This window comes from Nocardioides sp., assembly GCF_050699375.1.
Taxonomy (GTDB): domain Bacteria; phylum Actinomycetota; class Actinomycetes; order Propionibacteriales; family Nocardioidaceae; genus Nocardioides.
The window spans coordinates 1-20,501 of the sequence record NZ_JBOHDN010000371.1; the positions used below are offsets into that span (position 1 = coordinate 1).

The 20,501-nt window shown below is 69.2% G+C and carries 21 protein-coding genes; 12 read left to right on the plus strand and 9 right to left on the minus strand.

The genetic code is table 11. The features are described from left to right. Both ACRDPS_RS24485 and ACRDPS_RS24490 read right to left on the minus strand, forming a co-directional pair. On the minus strand, positions 1 to 483 hold the full coding sequence (locus ACRDPS_RS24485) for an NUDIX hydrolase (RefSeq protein WP_431504281.1): 483 nt from the start codon (positions 481 to 483) through the stop codon (positions 1 to 3). A 180-nt stretch (positions 484 to 663) separates the two neighbouring features. Next, complete coding sequence (locus ACRDPS_RS24490; protein WP_431504282.1) at positions 664 to 858, minus strand: hypothetical protein; 195 nt, start codon at positions 856 to 858, stop codon at positions 664 to 666. Between the two features lie 26 nt (positions 859 to 884). On the opposite strand from ACRDPS_RS24490, the gene ACRDPS_RS24495 reads away from it, so the two are divergent. The 3 genes from ACRDPS_RS24495 (at position 885) to ACRDPS_RS24505 (ending at position 4,652) form a co-directional block, all read left to right on the plus strand. Further along, complete coding sequence (locus tag ACRDPS_RS24495) at positions 885 to 1,433, plus strand: CGNR zinc finger domain-containing protein (RefSeq protein ID WP_431504283.1); 549 nt, start codon at positions 885 to 887, stop codon at positions 1,431 to 1,433. A gap of 33 nt (positions 1,434 to 1,466) precedes the next feature. Continuing rightward, positions 1,467 to 1,634 (plus strand): response regulator transcription factor, encoded by a 168-nt coding sequence (locus ACRDPS_RS24500; protein ID WP_431504300.1) that lies wholly within the window; start codon positions 1,467 to 1,469, stop codon positions 1,632 to 1,634. Positions 1,635 to 1,769: 135 nt separating this feature from the next. Continuing rightward, a complete protein-coding gene (locus tag ACRDPS_RS24505) occupies positions 1,770 to 4,652 on the plus strand; it encodes a metallophosphoesterase (RefSeq protein ID WP_431504284.1) in 2,883 nt (960 codons plus the stop codon). Positions 4,653 to 4,863: 211 nt separating this feature from the next. On the opposite strand, the gene ACRDPS_RS24510 is transcribed toward ACRDPS_RS24505, so the two are convergent. The 5 genes from ACRDPS_RS24510 to ACRDPS_RS24530 all read right to left on the minus strand — a co-directional run bounded on the left by ACRDPS_RS24510 (position 4,864) and on the right by ACRDPS_RS24530 (position 9,631). After that, positions 4,864 to 5,382, minus strand: a complete 519-nt coding sequence (locus tag ACRDPS_RS24510; protein WP_431504285.1) for a hypothetical protein — start codon at positions 5,380 to 5,382, stop codon at positions 4,864 to 4,866. 276 nt (positions 5,383 to 5,658) lie between these two features. After that, entirely contained in the window at positions 5,659 to 6,270 is a 612-nt protein-coding gene (locus tag ACRDPS_RS24515; RefSeq protein ID WP_431504286.1) for a zinc-binding dehydrogenase, read from the minus strand. 41 nt (positions 6,271 to 6,311) lie between these two features. Further along, a complete protein-coding gene (locus tag ACRDPS_RS24520; RefSeq protein WP_431504287.1) occupies positions 6,312 to 6,659 on the minus strand; it encodes an alcohol dehydrogenase catalytic domain-containing protein in 348 nt (115 codons plus the stop codon). A gap of 573 nt (positions 6,660 to 7,232) precedes the next feature. Beyond that, a complete protein-coding gene (locus tag ACRDPS_RS24525; protein WP_431504288.1) occupies positions 7,233 to 7,712 on the minus strand; it encodes a GNAT family N-acetyltransferase in 480 nt (159 codons plus the stop codon). Between the two features lie 266 nt (positions 7,713 to 7,978). Beyond that, the gene (locus ACRDPS_RS24530) at positions 7,979 to 9,631 is read right to left on the minus strand and encodes a helicase (protein WP_431504289.1); all 1,653 of its coding nucleotides are present in this window, start codon (positions 9,629 to 9,631) and stop codon (positions 7,979 to 7,981) included. 248 nt (positions 9,632 to 9,879) lie between these two features. On the opposite strand from ACRDPS_RS24530, the gene ACRDPS_RS24535 reads away from it, so the two are divergent. Further along, on the plus strand, positions 9,880 to 10,245 hold the full coding sequence (locus ACRDPS_RS24535; RefSeq protein ID WP_431504290.1) for a DUF309 domain-containing protein: 366 nt from the start codon (positions 9,880 to 9,882) through the stop codon (positions 10,243 to 10,245). A 10-nt stretch (positions 10,246 to 10,255) separates the two neighbouring features. Here the strand turns inward: ACRDPS_RS24535 and ACRDPS_RS24540 are convergent, their stop codons facing one another. After that, on the minus strand, positions 10,256 to 11,548 hold the full coding sequence (locus ACRDPS_RS24540; RefSeq protein ID WP_431504291.1) for a benzoate/H(+) symporter BenE family transporter: 1,293 nt from the start codon (positions 11,546 to 11,548) through the stop codon (positions 10,256 to 10,258). Between the two features lie 112 nt (positions 11,549 to 11,660). After that, positions 11,661 to 12,194 carry a PadR family transcriptional regulator gene (locus ACRDPS_RS24545; protein WP_431504292.1) on the minus strand — a complete coding sequence of 178 codons (534 nt, stop codon included), beginning with the start codon at positions 12,192 to 12,194 and terminating at the stop codon, positions 11,661 to 11,663. 72 nt (positions 12,195 to 12,266) lie between these two features. Here ACRDPS_RS24545 and ACRDPS_RS24550 point away from each other — a divergent pair, with 72 nt between their 5' ends. The 8 genes from ACRDPS_RS24550 to ACRDPS_RS24585 all read left to right on the plus strand — a co-directional run bounded on the left by ACRDPS_RS24550 (position 12,267) and on the right by ACRDPS_RS24585 (position 20,460). Continuing rightward, positions 12,267 to 13,838, plus strand: coding sequence for an AMP-binding protein (locus tag ACRDPS_RS24550; RefSeq protein ID WP_431504293.1), 1,572 nt, complete (start codon positions 12,267 to 12,269; stop codon positions 13,836 to 13,838). Then, on the plus strand, positions 13,835 to 16,237 hold the full coding sequence (locus ACRDPS_RS24555) for a xanthine dehydrogenase family protein molybdopterin-binding subunit (protein WP_431504294.1): 2,403 nt from the start codon (positions 13,835 to 13,837) through the stop codon (positions 16,235 to 16,237). The genes ACRDPS_RS24550 and ACRDPS_RS24555 overlap by 4 nt, the downstream gene beginning before the upstream one ends. 1 nt (position 16,238) lies before the next feature. Next, the gene (locus ACRDPS_RS24560) at positions 16,239 to 17,018 is read left to right on the plus strand and encodes an enoyl-CoA hydratase/isomerase family protein (RefSeq protein WP_378678343.1); all 780 of its coding nucleotides are present in this window, start codon (positions 16,239 to 16,241) and stop codon (positions 17,016 to 17,018) included. 4 nt (positions 17,019 to 17,022) lie between these two features. Continuing rightward, positions 17,023 to 17,931 (plus strand): FAD binding domain-containing protein, encoded by a 909-nt coding sequence (locus ACRDPS_RS24565; RefSeq protein ID WP_431504295.1) that lies wholly within the window; start codon positions 17,023 to 17,025, stop codon positions 17,929 to 17,931. Then, the gene (locus ACRDPS_RS24570; protein ID WP_431504296.1) at positions 17,928 to 19,139 is read left to right on the plus strand and encodes a xanthine dehydrogenase family Fe-S subunit; all 1,212 of its coding nucleotides are present in this window, start codon (positions 17,928 to 17,930) and stop codon (positions 19,137 to 19,139) included. The genes ACRDPS_RS24565 and ACRDPS_RS24570 overlap by 4 nt, the downstream gene beginning before the upstream one ends. A gap of 73 nt (positions 19,140 to 19,212) precedes the next feature. Then, the gene (locus ACRDPS_RS24575; protein WP_431504297.1) at positions 19,213 to 19,425 is read left to right on the plus strand and encodes an NAD(P)-binding protein; all 213 of its coding nucleotides are present in this window, start codon (positions 19,213 to 19,215) and stop codon (positions 19,423 to 19,425) included. A gap of 92 nt (positions 19,426 to 19,517) precedes the next feature. Then, positions 19,518 to 19,934, plus strand: coding sequence for a hypothetical protein (locus ACRDPS_RS24580; protein WP_431504298.1), 417 nt, complete (start codon positions 19,518 to 19,520; stop codon positions 19,932 to 19,934). Continuing rightward, positions 19,924 to 20,460, plus strand: a complete 537-nt coding sequence (locus ACRDPS_RS24585; RefSeq protein ID WP_431504299.1) for a hypothetical protein — start codon at positions 19,924 to 19,926, stop codon at positions 20,458 to 20,460. The genes ACRDPS_RS24580 and ACRDPS_RS24585 overlap by 11 nt, the downstream gene beginning before the upstream one ends. Positions 20,461 to 20,501: the final 41 nt, after the last annotated feature.

The following is a 20,501-nucleotide window of genomic DNA, read 5'->3' on the forward strand; positions in this document are numbered from 1 at the left end:
TCAGGGGTTGGGATCCAGGTGCGGATAGCCACGGTTGAGCGCCCAGTCGATCCTGATGCGTTGGCTGCGGTCCATCTGAAGCCTTGGAACAGACTCGGGGGAGACCCAGCCGACGTCGGTGCTCTCGGCTGATGGGGTGAGTTCGCCGGCGAGGTAGCGGCCGGCGTAGATGACGGTGAACTCCTGGCGGACCTCGCCGTCGGAGGTGTATTCGATCCGATGGCGCGGGTCGGTCCAGATCCCGACCAGGCCGGTCACCTCGATGGTGATGCCGGTCTCCTCGAGGGTCTCGCGGACCGCGCAGGCGGTGAGCGACTCGCCGGGGTCCATCGTTCCTCCTGGCATCGACCAGTTGCCGTTGTCGTCGCGGCGGACCAGCAGGACCCTGCCCGGATCGTCGCGTACGAATGCGCCCGCGCTGGGTTTGATGCTGTTGACCTCGGGAGCCGAGGGATCGTTGTGCCAGTCGATTCGTCGGCCCATGGCGCTCAGACTATGGGCGTCGGTGGCCTGAGGGTCTTCCAGACACGGCTTATCTCGCCGCCCGAGGCTTCGCGGCGACCTCGGGCAGGAGCAGTGCCGGAGCGGCACTGGCCGATGGAGCGGATTCTGAGGGATGGACGCCCGGGTGCCTTTCTCGGCGGCGAAGTGACGGTTCGTCCGTCAACCCCGCTCACGGCTCAACGGGTGCGGCGGCAGGAACGCGTGAATCTGGAGATCCACGCGCCGCACGCCGCAGCTGGCGCAGCGTACGTAGAGGACTTGGCCCTCCGAGGTCCGATGGCTGGACTCGGTGAGCCAGCCGTGCTCGTGGACGCCGTCCGCGTGCCGGGACTGCTCTGTTGCACTGTCGGTCATGATCGCCACTCTGCTGTAATGGTCTTATGCATCTCAACCCTTACGGTGAGTACGCGGTCCTCATGGCTGCCTCGTTCGCCGACGACTGGCCTGTCGATCGGGCCGGCATCGAAGCTCGGACCCGTGAGTTCGGTATGACGATGGACTTCGCAGAGTCGGCAGACGACCACCGGAGCACTCGTCGGGTGATCGATGAGTGGCTTCGCGTCGTGGATGCGGAGGACCCGGGTGAACGGGCGCGGTTGCTCAACGACCTGATGGCGCAGGCGGCCGCGTATCCGCGGCTGACCGACCACGGCCGGGAGGGGTGGCACATCCACTACCGCGACAGCGCCAACGACTCGCTTCCCGACGTGCTGCGAGCGGTGATCAGCGTGGGTACGGCGCTGCACCTGACCACTCGGGGCATCCACCGCCTGAGCCGGTGCGCTGCGGGGCAGCTGGAGGGAGATCCATGCACCGCGGTGGTCGTGGACGTCACTCGCAACGGGCGGCAGCGCTACTGCTCGGTCCGCTGCGCCAACCGGGCCGCAGTCCGCCGGCACCGAGCTCGACGCGCCTCGACCGCCCACTGATCGGTTCGCCGCGCAAGTCGCGTCGAGGAAGTCCTGCTCAGCGTCGCGCGCGGCCCCACCAATGCGGAGATCGCCGAGGAGCTGAGAATCACCCTGAGCACGGTGAAGACCCATGTCGCCGCGCTGATGAACAAGCTCGGCGCCCGCAACCGCGTCGAGGTCGCGATGTGGGCGTACGAGACCAAGCGCGTGCAGGAGTAGGGCCGCGGTGCGGTTACCGCATCTTGGGCAGGTGGCTCGCGCTACGGTAGCGCCGCGTGGGGATCTGTCTAGACCTGTTGCATGAGGTCCACGTGGGTTCAAGCCGAACAAATCCGGCCTGCAGAGGGGATGTCAGTGGCTCAGGGCGATGATGCCGAGACCGGGAGCCGGGACTGGAGTCTCACGAAGGCCTACCTGCAGGACGACCCGACCAAGTGGAACAGCCTCTCCTGGACCACCGCACGCACCCTCATCGAATCGGCCAACGACCTCTTGGGTCGCGGCACGCATGGGCTCGTCGAGAACCTGCGTGCGCACTGGACGAAGGACACGCCCCTGAAGGTGCCCGCCACCGGGGTCTCGAGGTTCCTGGTCATCGGCGACACCGGCGAGCAGGACCCGTCGCAGTACGTGGTCGCCCCCGCCTTGGCGCGAGCCGCGGGGGAGCGCTCGGACCAGGAGCAGGCCGGCTTCGTACTCATCCTGAGCGACGTGATCTACCCGTCCGGCAACGTCAACGACTACGTGGACGGTTTCTACAAGCCGTACCGGTCGAACCGGGTGCAGAACCTCGAGGCGCCCCAGGACGTACGGGACGAGTTCGCGCTTCCGGAGAGCGTCCCGGTCTACGCGGTGCCGGGCAATCACGACTGGTACGACGGTCTCCACGGCTTCGCCCACCAGTTCCTGTATCCGGCGGACGAGCCGCCGGCCTGGCCCAGCGATCTCCTGGTGCCCTCGTTCGACGAGAAACTGGGACGACTGCAACTGATCCGGGACCGCTTCGGCCGCGCCATCTGGCGCACACCCAGCGAACCGGCCGGCAGGTCCGCGCCGGCGCGGCGCGGAGAGCCGGCCGCGGACGGCCGGGCGGCACCGGAAGCCCAGCTCCAGCCGGCGCCGTACTTCGTCATCGAGACCGAGCACGTCGAGCTCGTCTGCATCGACACCGGCATCGACGGGACCATCGACGGACCGCAGTACGACTGGCTGAGCTCGCTGGACGGTGAGAAGCCGAAGATCCTCATGACCGGCAAGCCGATGCTCGACAACGGTGAGCTCCGGATGGGTGAGGTGTCCGGACGACCCGGTAGGACCGTCTACGACATCGTGACCGACAGGGAGCAGCGCTACGTCGCGACGGTGGGCGGTGACACGCACAACTTCCAGCTGTACGACCCGCGGAGCACGGACGGCTCGCCTGACGGCCTGTGGCACATGGTCAGTGGTGGTGGCGGCGCGTACACCCACGCCACCCATCCCATCCAGACGGCCAGATCGGACGCGCGGAGCCACTCACAGTTTCGGCCGAGCAGGGTCTTCCCGCGGTCGGCCGAGTCCCTGTCGTACTTCGCCCAGCAGCTCGTCCCCGGCATCTGGCGGCTGCTGCTGAGCGTCGTGATGTTCGGCGGGGGCGTGGCCTTGGGCTGGTGGCTCGCCAGTTCGGGGTGGAGCCTTCAGGTTCAGCTGTGGGGCGAACCAGTGAGTGTCGGACCCGGGGGAGCGGCCATCGCCGCGATGGCGGTGCTGGTGCTGCTGCACCTGCTGCCGCAACGTCCCGGACGCAGTCAGTTCGGCCGCCGCCTGCTGCTGCGTCTCGAAGCGCTGGTCGCGGGGGTGCTGGCGACGCTGTTCCTGCACCACTATCTGCCTGATGCGGCCGGAGCCCTGCTGGTGCTGTTCGGGTCGGGCACCCTGTGGATCTGCCTCAACGCCTGGTGTATCCGCTGGTCGAGATGGTGGGGCCCGGTCGAGCGGGTCCCAGGATGGCATCACGTCGCGTTCGGGTGCGTACTGGCGGCTCTCGCGGCCCTGGCGCTGGTGCCGTTGGCCTTGGACGAGGGAGGCTCGGTCGACGGACGTACGGTGCCCTGGTGGCTGATCGTCGCGGTCTGCATCTACGCCGTCGTGGCGATCGTCGGGTGGCGGAGACGGATCGTCGACGACCTGAGCGGCGACCGTGCCGAGAGCTGGCTCAAACACTCGGTCGTGTGGGCAGTGCTCGCGCAGGCTGCCGTCGTCTCGGGCGAGATGCTGCGGGTGATGAGCGGCGAGGGCTTGACCCTGGTGTTCTTCAGCGGCTTGCTCGGACTCGTGCCGTTGGCGGCGATCGTCGTGCTGCTGGTCGCGGCGCCTCTGGCCCCGGACCTTCTCACCCGCCACCTGCGTAGTGAGCCTCAGCGCCGGGCGCGGGCGTGGCTCCGCTGGCGGCGATGGCTGGTTCAGCCCTTCGTGTTCCTTGCGGCGCCCATGACGCTGGCGCTGTGGTGGTGGGCAGCCGACGCGGTCGAGTCAGGGTGGATGCGGGCCGCCTTCGCCCTGCCAACGCTCATCGTGATGATCGTGATCGGCCTGCTGATCTTCGACTGGGTGCGACGAGAGCACGAGCTCCTGTACGTGCCGCTGGTGGTCGTCGCCGTCCTCGCCCTCGGGCTGCTTCTGCTGGGGGTGTCGGTGCCGGGCCTGCTCGACGTGCCGGGCTTCGAGTGGCCTGGCCGGCTCGCGGACGAGCTCAGCACGTGGTGGCCGGCCGTGGCGGTCGGCGCGGCCCTGTTCACCGCCGTCGCGGTCGGCGCTGCCGGCCTCCTCGCCCACCTGGTGTTCCTCGGCGCCCACTCGCTGATCGCGGACCCCAAGGCGTGGGTGAGCCCCCGCTACCGCCCGGGTGTCCCGACGCACTACGACTTCATCAGCGCGGCGGCCGCGGCGTCCATCATCGAGGCCGAGCACGAGCGGATGGGTGCCCGACCTGCCGTGGTCGAGGGCGTCGACCGGCGGACCAGGCGTCGGGCGCAGATCGCCTTCCCCGGCCTGAACCCGCCGTTCGGGCCGATCCAGAGGTTCGTCTCCGAGATCTACTCCCTGGACGAGCCGCCGTTCTTCAAGCACTTCCTCGAGTTCGACACCTCACCCACCGAGGTCGTGGTGAAGATCCACCGAGTCCGTGGCGACCAGCCGGTCGAGATCGAAGAGGTGGCGAGGATCAGTCTTACGGCTGCGGCCGCCGCATATGACTGATCGCTCCCAGCCGTGAGTCGAGCACGTCGGATTCGGAGCCCGGGACTGTGCACGGGTCCGCAGAATCGTCCCGACGAGCGCGGATCTCGGCGGATCGCGGTCGTACAGCCTGCGCCATAGGCGGCGTTGTGACGCACGCTGAACTCTGGCGCGGAGCCCCCTGATGGGCTCGCCGAGCCCGGCCAGGGCGGGCTCGGCGAAGACGTGGACGTCAGGCCATCTCGGGGACATGCAGGTGCGCGTACGCGAGGTCGAACTCGTGCACGTCGACGATCTCGCCGCCCGCGTCGCTCGCGGCCCGGCTGCGCATGTTGTCGGCCGCCGAGCGGCTGGCTTCCATCGCGGCGCGGGACTCCCAGGCTGTGGTGGCGCAGCCCAGGCCGGACGACCGGTTCACCAGCAGGCTGGCGCTGCAGAATCCAGCGGTCTGCTCGAGCTCGGGAAGGACCCCCACCCGGAAGGTCTCGGCCATGGCGTCGACGTCACCCTGCAGCCAGCTGACTCGGGCGCACTCGCCGTGATGGCTATGGTGCATGACGACGATCTCCCATTCGTCGATCTGCATGGAGCCGCCGACGATGTCCTTCCCACGATCGCGTAGCGGGCGAAGCTGGTCATCGCTGGCGCGCATGGCCTCCTCGTCTTTCCACGAACTTGTTGCGATGCATTGCCCGGTCTCGCGGTCGGCCAGCATCGAGAGGCCGCGACAGCCCTCGGTGCTGTCGAGCATGGGCCCGACCTCGTTCTGGACGAATGTGATGCCTGCGTCGATGTTGCCGGGACTCCCGTGGAACGTAGTTGAACGTGCGTACACGGCCCGCTCCTTTCTAGGACAGGGCAGTGCCCGGACCGGCACTGCCGGTAGTTTCCTGTCTACTCCTCTGGGCGCGGGGGCGCCATAGCCAAGCTCTGCGGTTCTCGGGCCCCGCCGGGCTGAGTCCGACATTTGTCGGTGCTGGATGGAGATCTCCTCGGATGTCCGCTCGCGGTGGTTAGTCGCGGTGCCTCAGTCGTCGATGCGGAGAACGACTCGTCCTAAAGACTGGCCGGACATGAGGTGGCGCATTGCCTGTGGCGCCTGGCTCAGGGGGAAGATCCGGTCGAGCACCACGCGCAGCTGGCCGGTCTGCATGAGACTCGCAAGGGTGCCCATCAACTGCCGCTTGTCTGGTGACGCGAAGGACCCTCCGCGCAGTTGGGGGGAGACCGCCGAGAGTGCCACGAGTCCGAGGACGCGCGGGATGCTGCCGAGCCAGCGGTGGCCGGTTGCCCCGAATGCGTCATGCCCGATCAGGACGTAGCTCCCTCGCGGGTCCAGTGCACGGCGGATCGCCTTGAAGGATTGGTTGCCGGGCACGTCGAAGATGAGGTCCCACTGCTCACCGCTGCGCGTGAAGTCCTCAGAGGTGTAGTCGATGACTCGGTCCGCGCCAAGGGAGCGCACGAGTGCGAGTTTGCTCGCGTGGTCGACACCGGTGACATGCGCGCCGTAGGCCTTGGCAAGCTGTACGGCGATCGCGCCGACGCCTCCCGCAGCGCCGTTGACCAGGACTCGCGACCCGGAGGGCACCCGTCGTCGGGGCAGATTGTTCAAGGCGATGAGCCCGGCGGTCGGCACCGCGGCCGCCTCCTCGAAGCTGACGCCGGAAGGCTTGAGCGCTACTCCCTCCTCGGGGGCCGTGGCGTACTCGGCGAACGCACCGCCGTTGCGCCATTGGATTCCGCGAAGACTTCGTCACCCGGCTCGAACCGGGTTACCGCGCTACCGACGGACTCCACCACCCCGGCGACGTCGGTCCCGGGCACGCGCTCGCGGGGGCGTCTGACTCCGGAGCCCATGAGGCGGAGGACCGCGGGCCGGCCGGCCACGACGTGCCACACATCCGGATGTACGGACGCTGCCCGGACCCGGACCAGCACCTCGTCCTCGGCTGGGTCCGGCCGAGGGACGTCGCTCAGGCTGAGGTCGTCGACGGATCCGTAGCGGCCCTGAACGATCGCTCTCATGGTCGGAGCGTACTGGGGACGGCGTCCTCGACCGATGAATACGAAAGCCGACAGGAGGTGCCTTCGTGGATCCCGGGCCGCCGGGATGGGAAGCGGCGGCGGCTGTCGGCGCCGCGCCTGAACGAAACTGTCGGTACGCACGCCTAGAGTTCGTCAGGTGATTACACAATGAGCAAGGACGCCGCAATGCGGGCGATGCGCGAGGCCCGGTATCGCGAAAGGCAAGATGCGTCGACTGCCGACTCGACGCCGACCAGATCGGCGGTTCGACCTGCGAAGGCCCAGGCCGCCAGGTCGGCTGCTCCGCCTTCGCCCGCCGAGGCGCTGTGTGGCCACCGTTCGATGAATGGACGCACCTGCACACGCGAGCAAGGCCACGCGGCGAAGAGCCACCGCTACTCCTAGCGCTCAGCCGTCTTGCCCCGTCCAGGCAACGCGCCCGCCGGTCTGTAGGAGCCGGCGCATCGAGCGCGCCGACAAGCGGCGGTGTGACGCAGGTTCCGCCGGCGCGGAATGCGGCAGATCCGGGCGTGTGCACGCTCAGAGACGCCTCGTCCTGAGTTTCACCGTAAGTCACGTCGCTAGCTGTAGCTCCTCGACCCGCAGTGCCGATCCTTCCCGCAGCGGTTCCCACACACCGGTCGACTTGAAGCCGTGGACGAGATAGAGCCGGCGCGCGACTTGGTTGCCCTCGGTCACGTGCAGACGTACGCCGAGGTCGCTGTCGCGGCACCAGTTGACCAGATCGGTGAGGAGCCCGGCGGCGTACCCACGGCCGCGTGCCTCAGGCGCCGTCCACATGCCCCAGATGTAGGCGACGGCGCTGTCCGGGGGTGTGAATACGCCACCCATCGCTACTCCTCGGCCGTCTTCCAGCACCACCAGGATCGGTGCTGACCCCTCGGCCCGCTGCCGCCAGATGTCCTCCGTGAGCGCCTGGGCCTCGGCGAGCGTCGTTCTGAAGGCGTCGGGTGAGTCGGCCAGCGCCCGCAGGCTGACGTTGCGAAGGAGGGACCAGTCATCAGCGGTGATGGTGCGTACCTCGATGTTCATGGCATCGAGTTGACAGCAACCCGGTCGGTACTGCCACCAGATTTCGACTCGGCTCCTGGCCGGTGGGCTCCCGGCATCTCAGAAGGGCCCGCGAGGGGATGCCAGCACCGCCGAGGCGCCTGTGGGAGTGGTCTGAGTCGCGATGTCAGCGGCAGAGTCGCGCAGGACTTGATGCGACCGGCGGCCGGCCGCATCAACGACGACGCCACCACGATCTGCATGGGTTTCTCCACGGTGCCGGTGTGTGCCTTGCATGAGCCGAGAGGTCAGGTGCCGTCCTCGGTCAGGGTGGTGGCGGGAAGCCAGTCGGCGCCTAGGAGCTGGGCGAGGGCAGTGAGGCCGGTGGTGTCGCTTCCCACCGTGGCAGAGGCCGCAGCGATCCGCTCGACCATCACCCTGCCGACCTGCTCCTCGACGGTGCCCTCGGCGTACGCGATGTGCCACGGCGAGAGCTGGTGGTCGCGGTGGGTGCGGCCGGTCACCTGCCGTCCTGCGATACCCGAGAAGCGGGCCTGGTGGAAGACGCCGACCCGCGGCTCGCTGCTCGCCCGGCGACCGTCGGCGAGGGTTTCGCCGGCGTGCAGGCTGATCGAGGCGACCGTGGTGAAGACGCAGACCTTCGCCTGCCCGGTCTGGAACCGGAGCCGCTCGGCCTCGGCGTCGAACCGGTCGCGACCGTAGATTGTGGCGACCTCGAGGCCGGAGTCACGCAGCCGGTCGGCGATCGGGTCGGCGGCGGTCGCGACGAACTCGACCGAGCACGCCACCTGTCGCTCGGCTTCGACCTGCTGGACGATCCAGGCGACCGTGGAGTCGACGCGTATCAGCCCGGCCTTCTGTCGGAAGCGCAGCAGCGCTGCCCGCCCCTTTGCGACATTGCGGCCACGCCGGGCGATGTCCATCTCGCGGCAGAACTCTCCCCACTCGGCCTCGTACGCCGTCCGCTCCGACGGGGTGAGTGCCACCGGCATGCCGGAGATCGGCACCGGCCCCCACGGCGCCGCGCGGTGGAGCATCGCGGGCGGCCGCTCGTCCTCGAGCCAGCCGCGTACCAGCTTGAGGTCCGCGGCGCGCCGCGCCGGATCGGCGGTCCACGTTGCGCCGTAGCGTCCGCGCTCGACCCCGACGCCGTTGCGCTCGAGCGCGGTGGCGAACGTGGCGCCGGGCTGGGTCGCCGAGGTCCACTCCTGCATCGGCTCGCCGAGGACCTGCGCATAGGCCGGGGCGAGATATGGCAGGTCGAGCGGCGTGTGTCCGGGCGTCGCGGTCGTCGCGATCACGAAGGGTGCCGTCTCGTGCGGCCGCCCGTGGCCCGAGATCCGCGCCCAGAGCTTCCACCGCTTCGTCGTCGTACGTCGCAGCGCGTGGGCCTCGTCCGCGATGATCACGTCCCACGCGTGATCCTTGACCTTCTCCAGGCGGTCCCAGGTGATCACGACCCATTCGAGACCGCCGTCGCCCAGCGCCGTGATCGTGCGGCACCAGTGGCCGATCGTGATCGCGGCGGGACGGTCGGCGACGACCAGCACCCGTCGCGCACCGCGGAGATCGCCCACCGCTGTCGCCCCGAGGACCGCGGAGATCGTCTTGCCCACGCCGGGCTCGTCGGCCAGCAGGAACTGCCGTCCGCCCGCCGCAGCACGCGCCGCGATGGCGTCAGCAGCCTCGTACTGGATCTGCCGCGGCTCGAGCGCGTCGGTCACCTCGAGGCTCTGCGTCGGCATGTCGGGGTTGAGGGTGCTCTCGATGAACCGACCGAGCGTGTACGGACCCGGAGCGTAGGGCGCGAGGTGCGCCGGCAGAGCGCGGCCGACGTACAGGTGGGTCTTGACTCCCGGGTGCCACGTGGCGCCCTCGACCTGGGTGCCGTAAGGGACGTCGAGCACCCACAGCCGCTCGCCCGGACCGACGGCAGGCAACGGCCGCTTCGGTTGTCGCGTCCCGCTCCGGCGCGGACGCCCGCCACGGCGACGAGCACTGGATCGGCGAGAACTGGCCACCCCTCCACGCTATCGGCGTCTCCTCCATGTGCAGAGGTGGCTCGCCCACGTCTGCTGTGGCGTCGAAGCGGACTCTTCTACTGGGGGTCGTGCCGAGCTCGGTGACGTCACCGCTGGCCCCAAGGGTCCGCAGGTCGAGAACGTCCGCGTCGCCTGATATTCGACGAATGGCGCCGACCGCTGCCGTACGGCGAGGTCGGAGTCGAGCCCACCTCCGAGGAGCCGCTCCCGCCGGACGAGACCTTGGCGTACGCCTGCAGCCTGCTCGAGGATGGGCGCCCGCTCCCGGCCCACGGGGCGCTCGAGGTCGCTGGAAGTCTGGGCCGGAGGAGGAGCGCGAGCTGTGGCAGGGGCTGGCCCAGTTGCGCGTCGACCAGACCCACCACGAGCGCGGCAACGCTGTCGGTGCCTCCGGGCTGATCGAGCGGGCGGCCGGGCAGCCGGAGACGTACGAGACGGGCGGCGGCCCCACCTACGGTCTCGACCTCGGAGCGCTCCTCGGGCGTGCCCGAGACCGCGCACGGAGCAACTGACCGCTACTGGCTAGGGCTGGTCGGCGCCCGTCTTGAAGTCCTTGGACTCGACCGCGAGGGACACGAGGACTCCGCCGAGCAGTGCCCAGAGCGGGGCTGAGATGTTGAGGATGGTCACGTCGCTCATGGCGATCACGAGCGCGGCGAACGCACCGGTCTGGAACCTGGTGCCGCCGAACGCGCCGCGGAGGGCCGAGACCAGAACCCCGATCATCGCCAGCCCGGCCACGGCGGCGATCAGCGTCGTGGGCAGGATCGACACCAGGGCGACCGCCACGCCGGCGAAGACGCCGAAGAGGGCGAACAGGATGCCGTTGACCACGGTCGCGACGTAGCGGCCGTCCCTGTTCTCGCCAGCCTGCTCCGAGGAGCAGATGGCGGTCATCGGCCCTGCGATGTTCGCGTTGTGGGCACCGAAGAGCGAGGTCAGGATGCCTCCGACGCCACTGATCAGGGTCATCGCGTTGACCGGCGGCCGGTACCTCTCGGCCATCAGCACCCCGGTGGCCTGGGCGTTCTCGGCACCGATGACCAGCACCGCGAGCGGGATGGCGACGGCCATGATGGCGTTGAGGTCGAATGTGGGCGCCACCAGCTGCGGGGAGGAGAGCGCGAAGTGGGCGTCCGTGGACCCGAAGGCCCCGGTGGCCAGCGAGGCGACGATGCCGAAGACCAGCGCACCGACCACGCCGGGTACGGACCTGATGAAGCGGGTGAGCAGCAGATAGCCGACCGCCGCGGAGATCACGATGACCGGTGTGCTGACGCCGGCGTGCACCACGCCGGTGCCGAAGCGGATCAGTGCGCCGGCGATCATCGCCATCACGATCGGCACCGGGAGCCACGCGGCCAGGCGGGGGAGCAGCCCGGTGAGACCCAGTGCGAGCACGAGCACCCCGGCGGCCAGGAAGGCCCCGACCATCTCGCTGAACTCGAAGTCCGCGAGGGCGCCGACCACGAGGACCGCGCCCGGGATGCTCCAGGCGCCGGTGATGGGCATCTTGTAGTAGAGCCCGAGGATCAGCGAGATGAGTCCGCCGAAGACGTAGATGCCGAAGATCCACGAGGTGATGAGCTGCTCGGACAGCCCTGCTTCGCTGGCCCCGTTGATGATGATCAGGGCGGGCCCGGTGCACCCGAAGATTGCGGCGACCAAGCCGGCGCTCACCGGAGCTACACCCACGTGGCGCCGGAGGTCGCGAAGGCCTGACTTGAATCCGGGCCCCGGCTCGATCAGGGAACGGTCGGTACGAATCCTCGGGGGAGTGGGCTGGCTGGTGGAGCCAGTGGTGGGGCTGGTCATGGGGCCACCTCGATGACAGACGTACGGTCCGGAAAAGACCGTCTGATTCGGACTGTCGAAACCTAGGACTGTTCCCGGGTGGTGTCAAGGGGTGGCTGGTCGGGTGCCCCGCTCAGCTGCGTTCCTTCTCGAGCTTCTCCCAGAAGTCGAGGGCGGCGTGCTCCATGGCAAGGCCGAGCCCTAAGGGAACCATGCGATCGGCAACGTCCTCGCGATCCTTGAACAGCTCCTGCATCCCGGTGTAGACCTCGACGCGCTCGCGGTGCTGTTCGATCTGCTCTCGCGCCAGCTGCAGGATGTCCTCGGCCTTGGCGAACTCGCCGAAGAAGAGCTTGAGCTCGGCGACGTCGCGCACCTGCATCTGCTCGGTCGTGGGCTCACTGAGCCATGACTTGAGGGCGTCGAGGCCTGCCGGGGTTGACGAGTAGAGCTGGCGTCGCCGGCCGACTTCCTCTTGGTGCACCTCCAGGAGGCCCAGGTCGACCAGTCGTTTCGGCTCGGAATAGAGCTGTGCGTGCGGAAAGGGCCAGAAGTAGCCGACGGAGCGATTGACTGCGCGCTTGAGGTCGTATGACGTCGACGGGCCTCGCATCGAGACCATGCCCAGCACGACGTAGGAGGTTGGGGTCAGTTTCGGCGTTGACACGGTCCGAAGCGTATCGTAGGGTCCTAAACGTCTGAAACAGACGATGCGAAATATACGATAGGAGTCGGCATGATGGATCTTGCGACGGCCCTCCGGTGGACCACCGAGAGATATCCGCATCGCCGCGCGGTCGGCGGCTCGGCGCCGATGTCGTACGCCGTGTGGAATGCGCGCACCGAGCGCTATGCCCACGCCCTGCACGAGCTCGGAGCGACAGAGGGCAGCCGCGCCATCTTCATGCTTCAAGGCGGTGAGCCGCTGGCCACCTTGCACCTGGCTGCCCAGAAGGCCCGGGTCGTGTCGCTGCCGCTCTCGACTCGCGTCAGCCCCGAGGAGCTCGCATACTGCATCGGCGACTGCGATCCCGCACTCATCGCGGTCGACGAGCACACCCACGACGTCGTCGTCGCCGCGCTGGAGATGGTCGCGAAACCTCCGCCGCTCGTGTGGGCGGGTCATCGAGACCACGCCCCCGCCGGGGTTCCCTCCGTGGCGCGAGCTGCCGAGCGGGCGCCGAGCACGTTGGTTCCGGCGAGGCCGCAGAGCGACGACATCAGTGTCATGTTGTACACGTCCGGGACGACCGGAAAGCCCAAGGGCGTGCCGCGCACCCACAGCGCCGAGCACTACGCCGCTCTGGCACATCTGGTCCAGACGGGCCACGGTCCCGGTGAGGCGACCCTCGGCGTCATGCCCCTGTTCCACACGATGGGCCTCCGCACGCTGCTGGCGAGCGTGCTGTCGGCGGGCACCTGGGTGCCGCAGGCCAGGTTCGACGCCGATGAGGCGCTCGAGCTGATCCTCGCCGAGCAGATCAGCGCGCTCTACCTCGTCCCGACGATGTACTGGACCCTGATGCAGGGCGACCGGCTCGGCGAAGCATCCTCCGTACGCAACCTGGCCTATGCCGGTTCTTCCATGACCCCGACGCTCGCACGACGGCTCGTCGAGGCCGTCGACCCCGCGCGGTTCGTGAATCACTACGGCAGCACCGAGATCTACACGTTTACGATCGGCCCCGAGAACATCAGCAAGCCCGGCTGCGCCGGCCGCGCCGGGCTGTTCTCCCGGATCAGGCTGATCGACCCCGATCCAGGGGCGAGCCCCGACCAGATCGTGCCGGACGGTGAGCGCGGTCAGGTGATCGCATCGCTGGAGAGCCCCGAGGCGTTCGCCGGCTACTGGAACCGGCCCGACGCCGATGCCAAGGCCATCAGGGACGGCTGGTACTACACCAACGACCTCGCCGTCGCCGACGACGACGGTGACCTGTGGGTCTCGGGACGCGTCGACGACATGATCAACTCGGGCGGCGAGAACCTCTACCCCGAGGAGATCGAGCACGCCCTCGCGGCCTGCCCGGACCTTCAGGAGGTCATCGTCGCGGCCACGCCGCACGACAAGTGGGGGCAAGCGGTCACCGCATTCATCGTGGGCCGCCCCGAGGACTCTGCCGAGACGACGCTCTCGAAGGTCGAGCAGTTCGCCCGGGACGGATCGGGCCTGCCGTCGCTGAAGAGACCCAAGCGGTACGTCGTGGTGGACCAGATCCCCAAGTCCGCCGTGGGCAAGATACTGCGCCGTCGCCTCACCGCAGGCGAGTTCGAGACCCTTGCCGACACCGAGGAAGGAGCCTCCTCGTGAACCGACTCGCTCGTGTGGAGGACGCCGCGCTCCTGACCGGTCAAGGACGTTTCCTCGACGACCTGGACCCGCTTCCGGGCACCCTCGTGGCGGCGGTGGTCCGTAGCCCGCACGCGCACGCCCGGATCCGGTCGGTCAACCTCGACAAGGCCCGTCGGATGCCCGGCGTGGCGGCGGTGATCGGGCCCGAGGAGGTCCTGGCGACGCTCAAGCCGTTCCCGCTGTCGGTGAAGACCCCTCACCCCTACTATCCGACTGCCACCGACAAGACCCGCTTCGTGGGTGAGCCCGTCGCCGTCGTCGTGGCATCGGACCGTTATCTGGCCGAGGACGCCGCGGAGCTGGTCGAGATCGAGTACGAACCGCTTCCGGTCGTCGTACGCACCGACCAGGCGCTCCTGCCGGACGCCCCGTTGCTGCACGACGAGGCCGAGAGCAACGTCGCGACGGACCGTGAGTTCACCTTCGGCGAGGTCAAGACCGCCTTCGCCGGAGCCCCGCACGTCGTCTCCCGCAGCTACTCCTTCCCGCGCTACTCCTCGACGCCGATGGAGTGCTACGTCGTGGTCGCCGACTGGCGTGATGGCGCCGACGGCCCCGAGATCACCGCCCACGCCAACTTCCACGGCCCGTTCTCGATGGCTCCGGTCGTTGCCGGGGCTCTCGGGATCCCCACCTCGTCGTTGCGCCTGGTGGTTCCCGCAGACATCGGCGGCAGCTTCGGCATCAAGTCCGCGGTCTACCCGTACATCGCACTGATGGCCCTGGCCAGCAAGCACGCGGGCCGGCCGGTGCGGTGGACCGAGGACCGCCTGGAGCACCTCTTGGCGAGCTCGGCCGGCTCCGACCGCATGATGACGTTCGAGGCCGCCGTCGACGACGACGCGGTGATCAGTGCGCTGCGAGTCGACCTCGTCGACAACGTCGGCGCCTACCTGAGGCCTCCGGAGCCGAGCACGCTCTACCGCTGTTTCGGCAACATCACCGGCGCCTACAAGATCGACGCCGTGGGCATCCGGGCGCGCGCCGTGGTCACGAACAAGGCGCCCACCGGGCTCAACCGTGGATTCGGCGGGCAGCAGCTGTACTTCGGCTTGGAGCGGCTCATCGACGACATCGCCCGCGAGCGCGGTCTCGACCCCGCGGAGGTCCGCCGTCGCAACCTGGTCTCGGCGGACGCCTTCCCGTACGCCACCCCGAGCGGTGGCATCTACGACTCCGGGAACTACGAGGGAGCCTTCGAGCTCGCCCTCGACAACGTCGACTACCAGCGCCTCCGCAAGGAGCAGGCGGTCGCCCGGGAGAACGGTGAGTGGATGGGGATCGGGATCGCGACGGTCGTCGATCCGTCGGCGACGAACATCGGGTACGTCGGACTGGCCACCCCCGTCCAGGACCGGACCGCCAAGCGTGGCAAGTCGGGATCGACCGAGCACGTACGCGTCACGGTCGACCCCCAGGGAATCGTCAGCGTGCTTCTCGGAACCGTCCCCCAGGGGCAGGGGCACGCCACGGTTGCCCGCGACATCGTCGCCGAGCAGCTCGGCCTGCCGAGCGACCAGGTCCGCCCCCGTGTGGAGATGGACACCGCCTCCACGCCGTGGACGATCAGCTCGGGAAGCTACTCCTCGAGGTTCTCCCCGCTCCTGACCAGCGCGCTGCTCGAGGCGACCGACCGGATCGCGGAGTCCATCAAGGTGGCCGCCTCCGTGCTCCTCGAGGTCGAGTCTGACCGGCTCGAGCTCGCCGACGGAACGGTCCGGGTCGTCGACGACCACGGGCGGTCGGTCGCGTTCCGGCACGCGGCCGGGCTGATCCACTGGGATCCCGGCTCCCTGCCGGACGGCTTCTCGGCCCGTCTCTACGAGGAGGCGGCGTACACGCCCCCGCAGTCGAAGGCGGCCTCGCGCACCGACCAGATCAACTCCAGCCTCTGCTACGGCTTCGTCGCCGACGTCGTGGTCGTCCGGATCGACCGGGAGACCCTGACGGTGAAGATCGAGGATCTCTCCACCGTGCACGATGCCGGCACGATCCTGAACAAGACGCTCCTGGAGGGTCAGGTGCACGGGGCGATCACCCAGGCGCTGGGTGGAGCGCTCTTCGAGGAGATGACCTACTCCGACGCGGGACAGCCCACCGCGGGCACCTTCATGGACTACCTGTGCCCGACATCGGCGGAGTCGGTCTTCCCGCTGACCAGCGACCATCTGGAGACCCCGTCACCGCTGACCAGGCTCGGCGCCAAGGGCTGCGGTGAAGGCAGCTCGATGAGCCTCCCGGTGGCGATCGCCAACGCCGTCGCCGACGCCCTCCAGGGCGAGGGCGTCACGGTCGACTCGCTGCCGCTGCACGGAAACGTACTGCACGAACTGCTCACCACATCGAAGGGAAACTGACATGCCACTCACCGGAGGCGAGATCCGGCTCGAGCACAGCCACGACGGGCGCGTTGCCCACCTCGTGCTCGACCACGGGCGCTACAACATCATCACGATGGAGACCCGTCGGGTGATGGCGGAGCGGTTCACCGAGATCGACGCGGACGACCGCGTCCAGGTCGTGGTGATCCGGGCCGAGGGCGAGCACTTCACCTCGGGTGGTGACATCGCCGGGTTCATGGAGGTCGAGCCCGTCGATCTCACCGACCTCGGCCAAGACGTGACGGCGGCGGCTCGCAGCCCCAAGCCGGTCATCGTCGCCATCGACGGCTACTGCTTCGGCGTCGGGCTCGAGCTCGCGCTGTCGGCCGACATCCGCATCGCGACGGACCGCTCCCGGTTCGCGCTGCCGGAGATGAAGCTCGGGATGATCCCCGGCAGCGGCGGAACGCAGCGTCTTGCCCGGCTCATCGGGCTCTCCCGCGCCAAGTACCACATCCTGACCGGCGAGCGGATCACCGGACAGCAGGCGCTCGACTGGGGCCTGACGTCGCACAACTGTGCCGACGCGCAGGAGCTGGAGAAGGCCGTCGACGAGGTCGTGACCAAGCTGCTCAGCTACTCGCCGATGGCGATGCGGACCGCGAAGGAGGTGCTCGACCGAGGGGTCGACGGCCCGCTCTACACCGGCATCGAGCTCGAGCGGAAGGCCTACTCGATGCTGAGGGCCAGCCACGACTTCGCCGAGGGAGTCGCAGCATTCGGTGAGAAGCGTCCGCCGCGCTTCGAGGGCCGGTGATCGCGTGAAGGCTGCGCCGTTCGCGTACGTCCGCCCCGGCACCGTCGCCGACGTGGTGGCCGAGCTGTCCCGTGAGGGGTCCAAGGTGATCGCCGGTGGGCAGTCGTTGGTGCCGGTGCTCGCGATGCGTCTCGGGCGGCCGGCTCAGCTGATCGACATCAACGCGGTGCCCGAGCTGAGTGCGCTCTCCCGGGACAACGGGTCCCTTCGGGTCGGCGCCACCGTCCGCCAGCGGCAGCTCCAGCGAGAGCAGGTCGCCGCGACGGTTCCGCTGATCCGGCTGGCCCTGCCGTGGGTCGGCCACCGCGAGGTCCGCAGCCGGGGCACCGTGTGCGGCAGCATCGCGCACGCCGACCCGTCGGCGGAGCTGCCCGCAGTGGCCGCCTGCCTGGAGGCGACGATGGTCCTGACGAGTGCTCGTGGCACCCGGCAGGTGCCCGCCGTCGACTTCTTCACCGGTGCGCTGTCGACGGTGATCGAGCCGGAGGAGCTCCTCTCGGAGGTGGTCTTCCCGGTCGCGAAGCCCGGTGAGGGGTTCGGCTTCGGGGAGTTCGCCCGCAGGCACGGCGACTTCGCCCTGGCGGGCGTGGCCGTACGAGTTCGCACCACGGGCGAGTCCGTGGACGCGCGACTGACCTGCTTCGGCGTTTCGGACGTACCGGTCAGCGTGGACGTCTCGTCGCAGCTTCACGCCGCGCTCGAGACGACCCGCCCGGATCCGTCACGGGCGGACCTGCTGTCCGCGCTGGCCGAGCACACGCCGGACGTCGCTGACGACGTCGTCGACACCACGGGTGACAGCCACGCCAGTCCCGCCTACCGCCGCCAGCTGATCAGCGCGCTTGCCGCCCGCGAGGTGAGCCGCGCCTACGTGTCAGCCAGAGACTCCGAATCCGAGGGACGCTCCCGATGAACCTGCCGCAGCCGTACGCCCGCACTGAGGCCGACCAGGCCGTCGACGTGAATCTGACCATCAACGGCACCGAGGTCGCACTTTCGTTGCCGGCCCGCGTCACCCTGTCCGATGCATTACGAGACCATCTGGGCCTCACCGGCACCCATGTCGGCTGCGAGCACGGGATCTGCGGCATGTGCACGGTGCTCGTCGACGGCGATGCGGCGCGGGCGTGTCTGCTGTTCGCTGTCCAGCTCGACGGCGCCGAGATCACCACGGTCGAGGGACTGGGTCGACCCGACGAGCTCCATCCCCTCCAGGAGTCCTTCGGCCGGCACCACGGCCTGCAGTGCGGCTTTTGCACCCCGGGCTTCCTGATGAGCTCGTACGACCTGCTGACCCATGAGCCCGACGTGCAGCGGGACGACCTCCCCACCGAGCTCTCCGGGGTCCTGTGCCGGTGCACGGGTTACCGCAACATCATCGATGCCGTCGACGAGGTCGCGGAGGGTCATCGCGGAGCTCTCCCCAGTCCGGGAAACTGCGGACAGGTCACCCTCGTCGGCCGTACGAGTGCCACGAGCCACGCAGCCGTCGCGGCCGAGAGCGCCGTCGAGGAGGAGCCGGCCGAGCGCCCTGACGAGATCGAGATTCCCGCGGGCGACCCCACCATCCACATCGACGTCGTCAGCCGGTTGGCCTCCGGGCCGGACGAGGTGGCGCGCGTCTTCGACGACATCCGGCTGCTGGCGCGCTGCCTGCCAGGTGCGGAGCTGACCGACGACCTCGGCGGCGGCTGGTACCGGGGCCGGGCCCGCATCGCCCTCGGCCCGATGCGGATGGCGTTCAACGGGATCGCGCACATCGAGGAGCAGTCCGCCGATCGCATCGTGATGAGAGCCCAGGGCAAGGACACCGGCGGCGGCGCGCAGGCCCGGATCGTCATGACGGCCGCCGAGGTCGAGGGCGGCGGGACCGCCTTGCAGGCCGAGGCCGGCGTCTTCCTGACCGGACGCATCGCCGGCTTCGGTCGCTCGCTCGCCGGTGACGTGAGCCGCCGGATGTTCGAGGAGTTCGCTCGCGCCGTGGACCGGGCCGCCGCGGGAGAGGAGGAGCCGACCGCGGGTACGCGTCCGCCCGGCGCCGTCTCCCTGCTGCTGGCCACGATCGTCGACCGGTTCCGGCACCTCTTTCGCCGACTGACCTCCCGCCGCCGGGGTGCCTGAGTCGTACCCCGTCTGTGGCATTGCCTCGGCCGGCTGTTCACCACGAGTGCCCTCGGCGTGCTTGGATGGATCCATGAGTCGCACGGTCGATGTCGACTACCTGGTGGTGGGCGCCGGCGCCATGGGGATGGCGTTCACCGACGCTCTGACCGAGCATGCCGACGTTCGGGTGGCGCTGGTCGACCGCCGCCACGGGGTCAGCGGGCACTGGATGGAGGCGTACCCGTTCGTGCGACTGCATCAGGCCTCCGCGTTCTACGGCGTCGCCTCGACCCTGCTCCGCTGAGGGCAGCTCAGGAGCACGGCCCCGAGGAAGGGCTGCAGGAGCGGGCCACGCCGGCGGAGATCTGCGCCTACTACGCCCGGAGCCTCGACCGCATGGTGGAGTCGGGCAAGGTCGCGGAGAAGCCGCCACCGTTCGGTGTCGCCGACGGCGCCCGGGTGCTGGCTGTCAACGAGCTCGCGCGCCTGGAGGACGCGCCGAGCCAGTACGTCGTCGTCGGCTCCGGTATGACCGCGACCGACGTCTGCATCTGGCTGCTGTCCCGCGGCGTCGACCCCGACGCGATCTGCTGGGTGCGGCCGCGGGACCCGTGGATGTTCAACCGGGCCGTGGTCCAGCCCGACCCCGCGATTTTCCTCGGGATGGCCGCCGACACGATGCAGGCCGTCGAGCATCGACCTCGCCCGAGGACCTGTTCCTCCGGCTCGAGGACGCCGGCATCGTGCTCCGCATCGACCGCTCGGTCATGCCGACGACGGCCAAGGCGCCGACGCCGGCGACGTGGGAGCTAGAGCAGCTGCGTACGGTCGAGAACGTCTACGCCGCGGCCACATCCAGCACGTCGACCGCGGCTCGCTCGCCTTCACCGACGGAACCGTCGCCATGGCCGAGGACGCCCTGGTCGTGCACTGCGCCGCCGACGGCCTGAAGTATCCGGCCCTGCTCCCGGTCTGGGATCCCGAGGCGATCGCGCTGCAGCCGATCCGGGCCGGCCTCCCCTGCCTCGGCGCCGCCGTGACGGGCTACGTGGACGCGACCCGCGACTCCGACGCCGAGAAGAGCAGGCTCTGCCCGCCGAGCCCGTTTCCCGACACGATGGCGACCTGGGCGCGGATGAACGTCCTGGGCACCCAGGCCGCAATGTCGTTCTCGGCCGAGACCGACATCAAGGCATGGTCGGGCGGGGTCGCGCTCAACCCGGCCCGGGTCGCCCCGGGCCATCCCGTCTCCGCCACTCTCGACGACGCGAGGGAACGGCTGGCGAAGCACACCAAGCCCGGGCTCGCTCGGCTGGCTGAGCTCGCCGGAACGATCTAGGTGGACGTCCGGACCTGCCGTTCGCCATCGACAGCCTCATC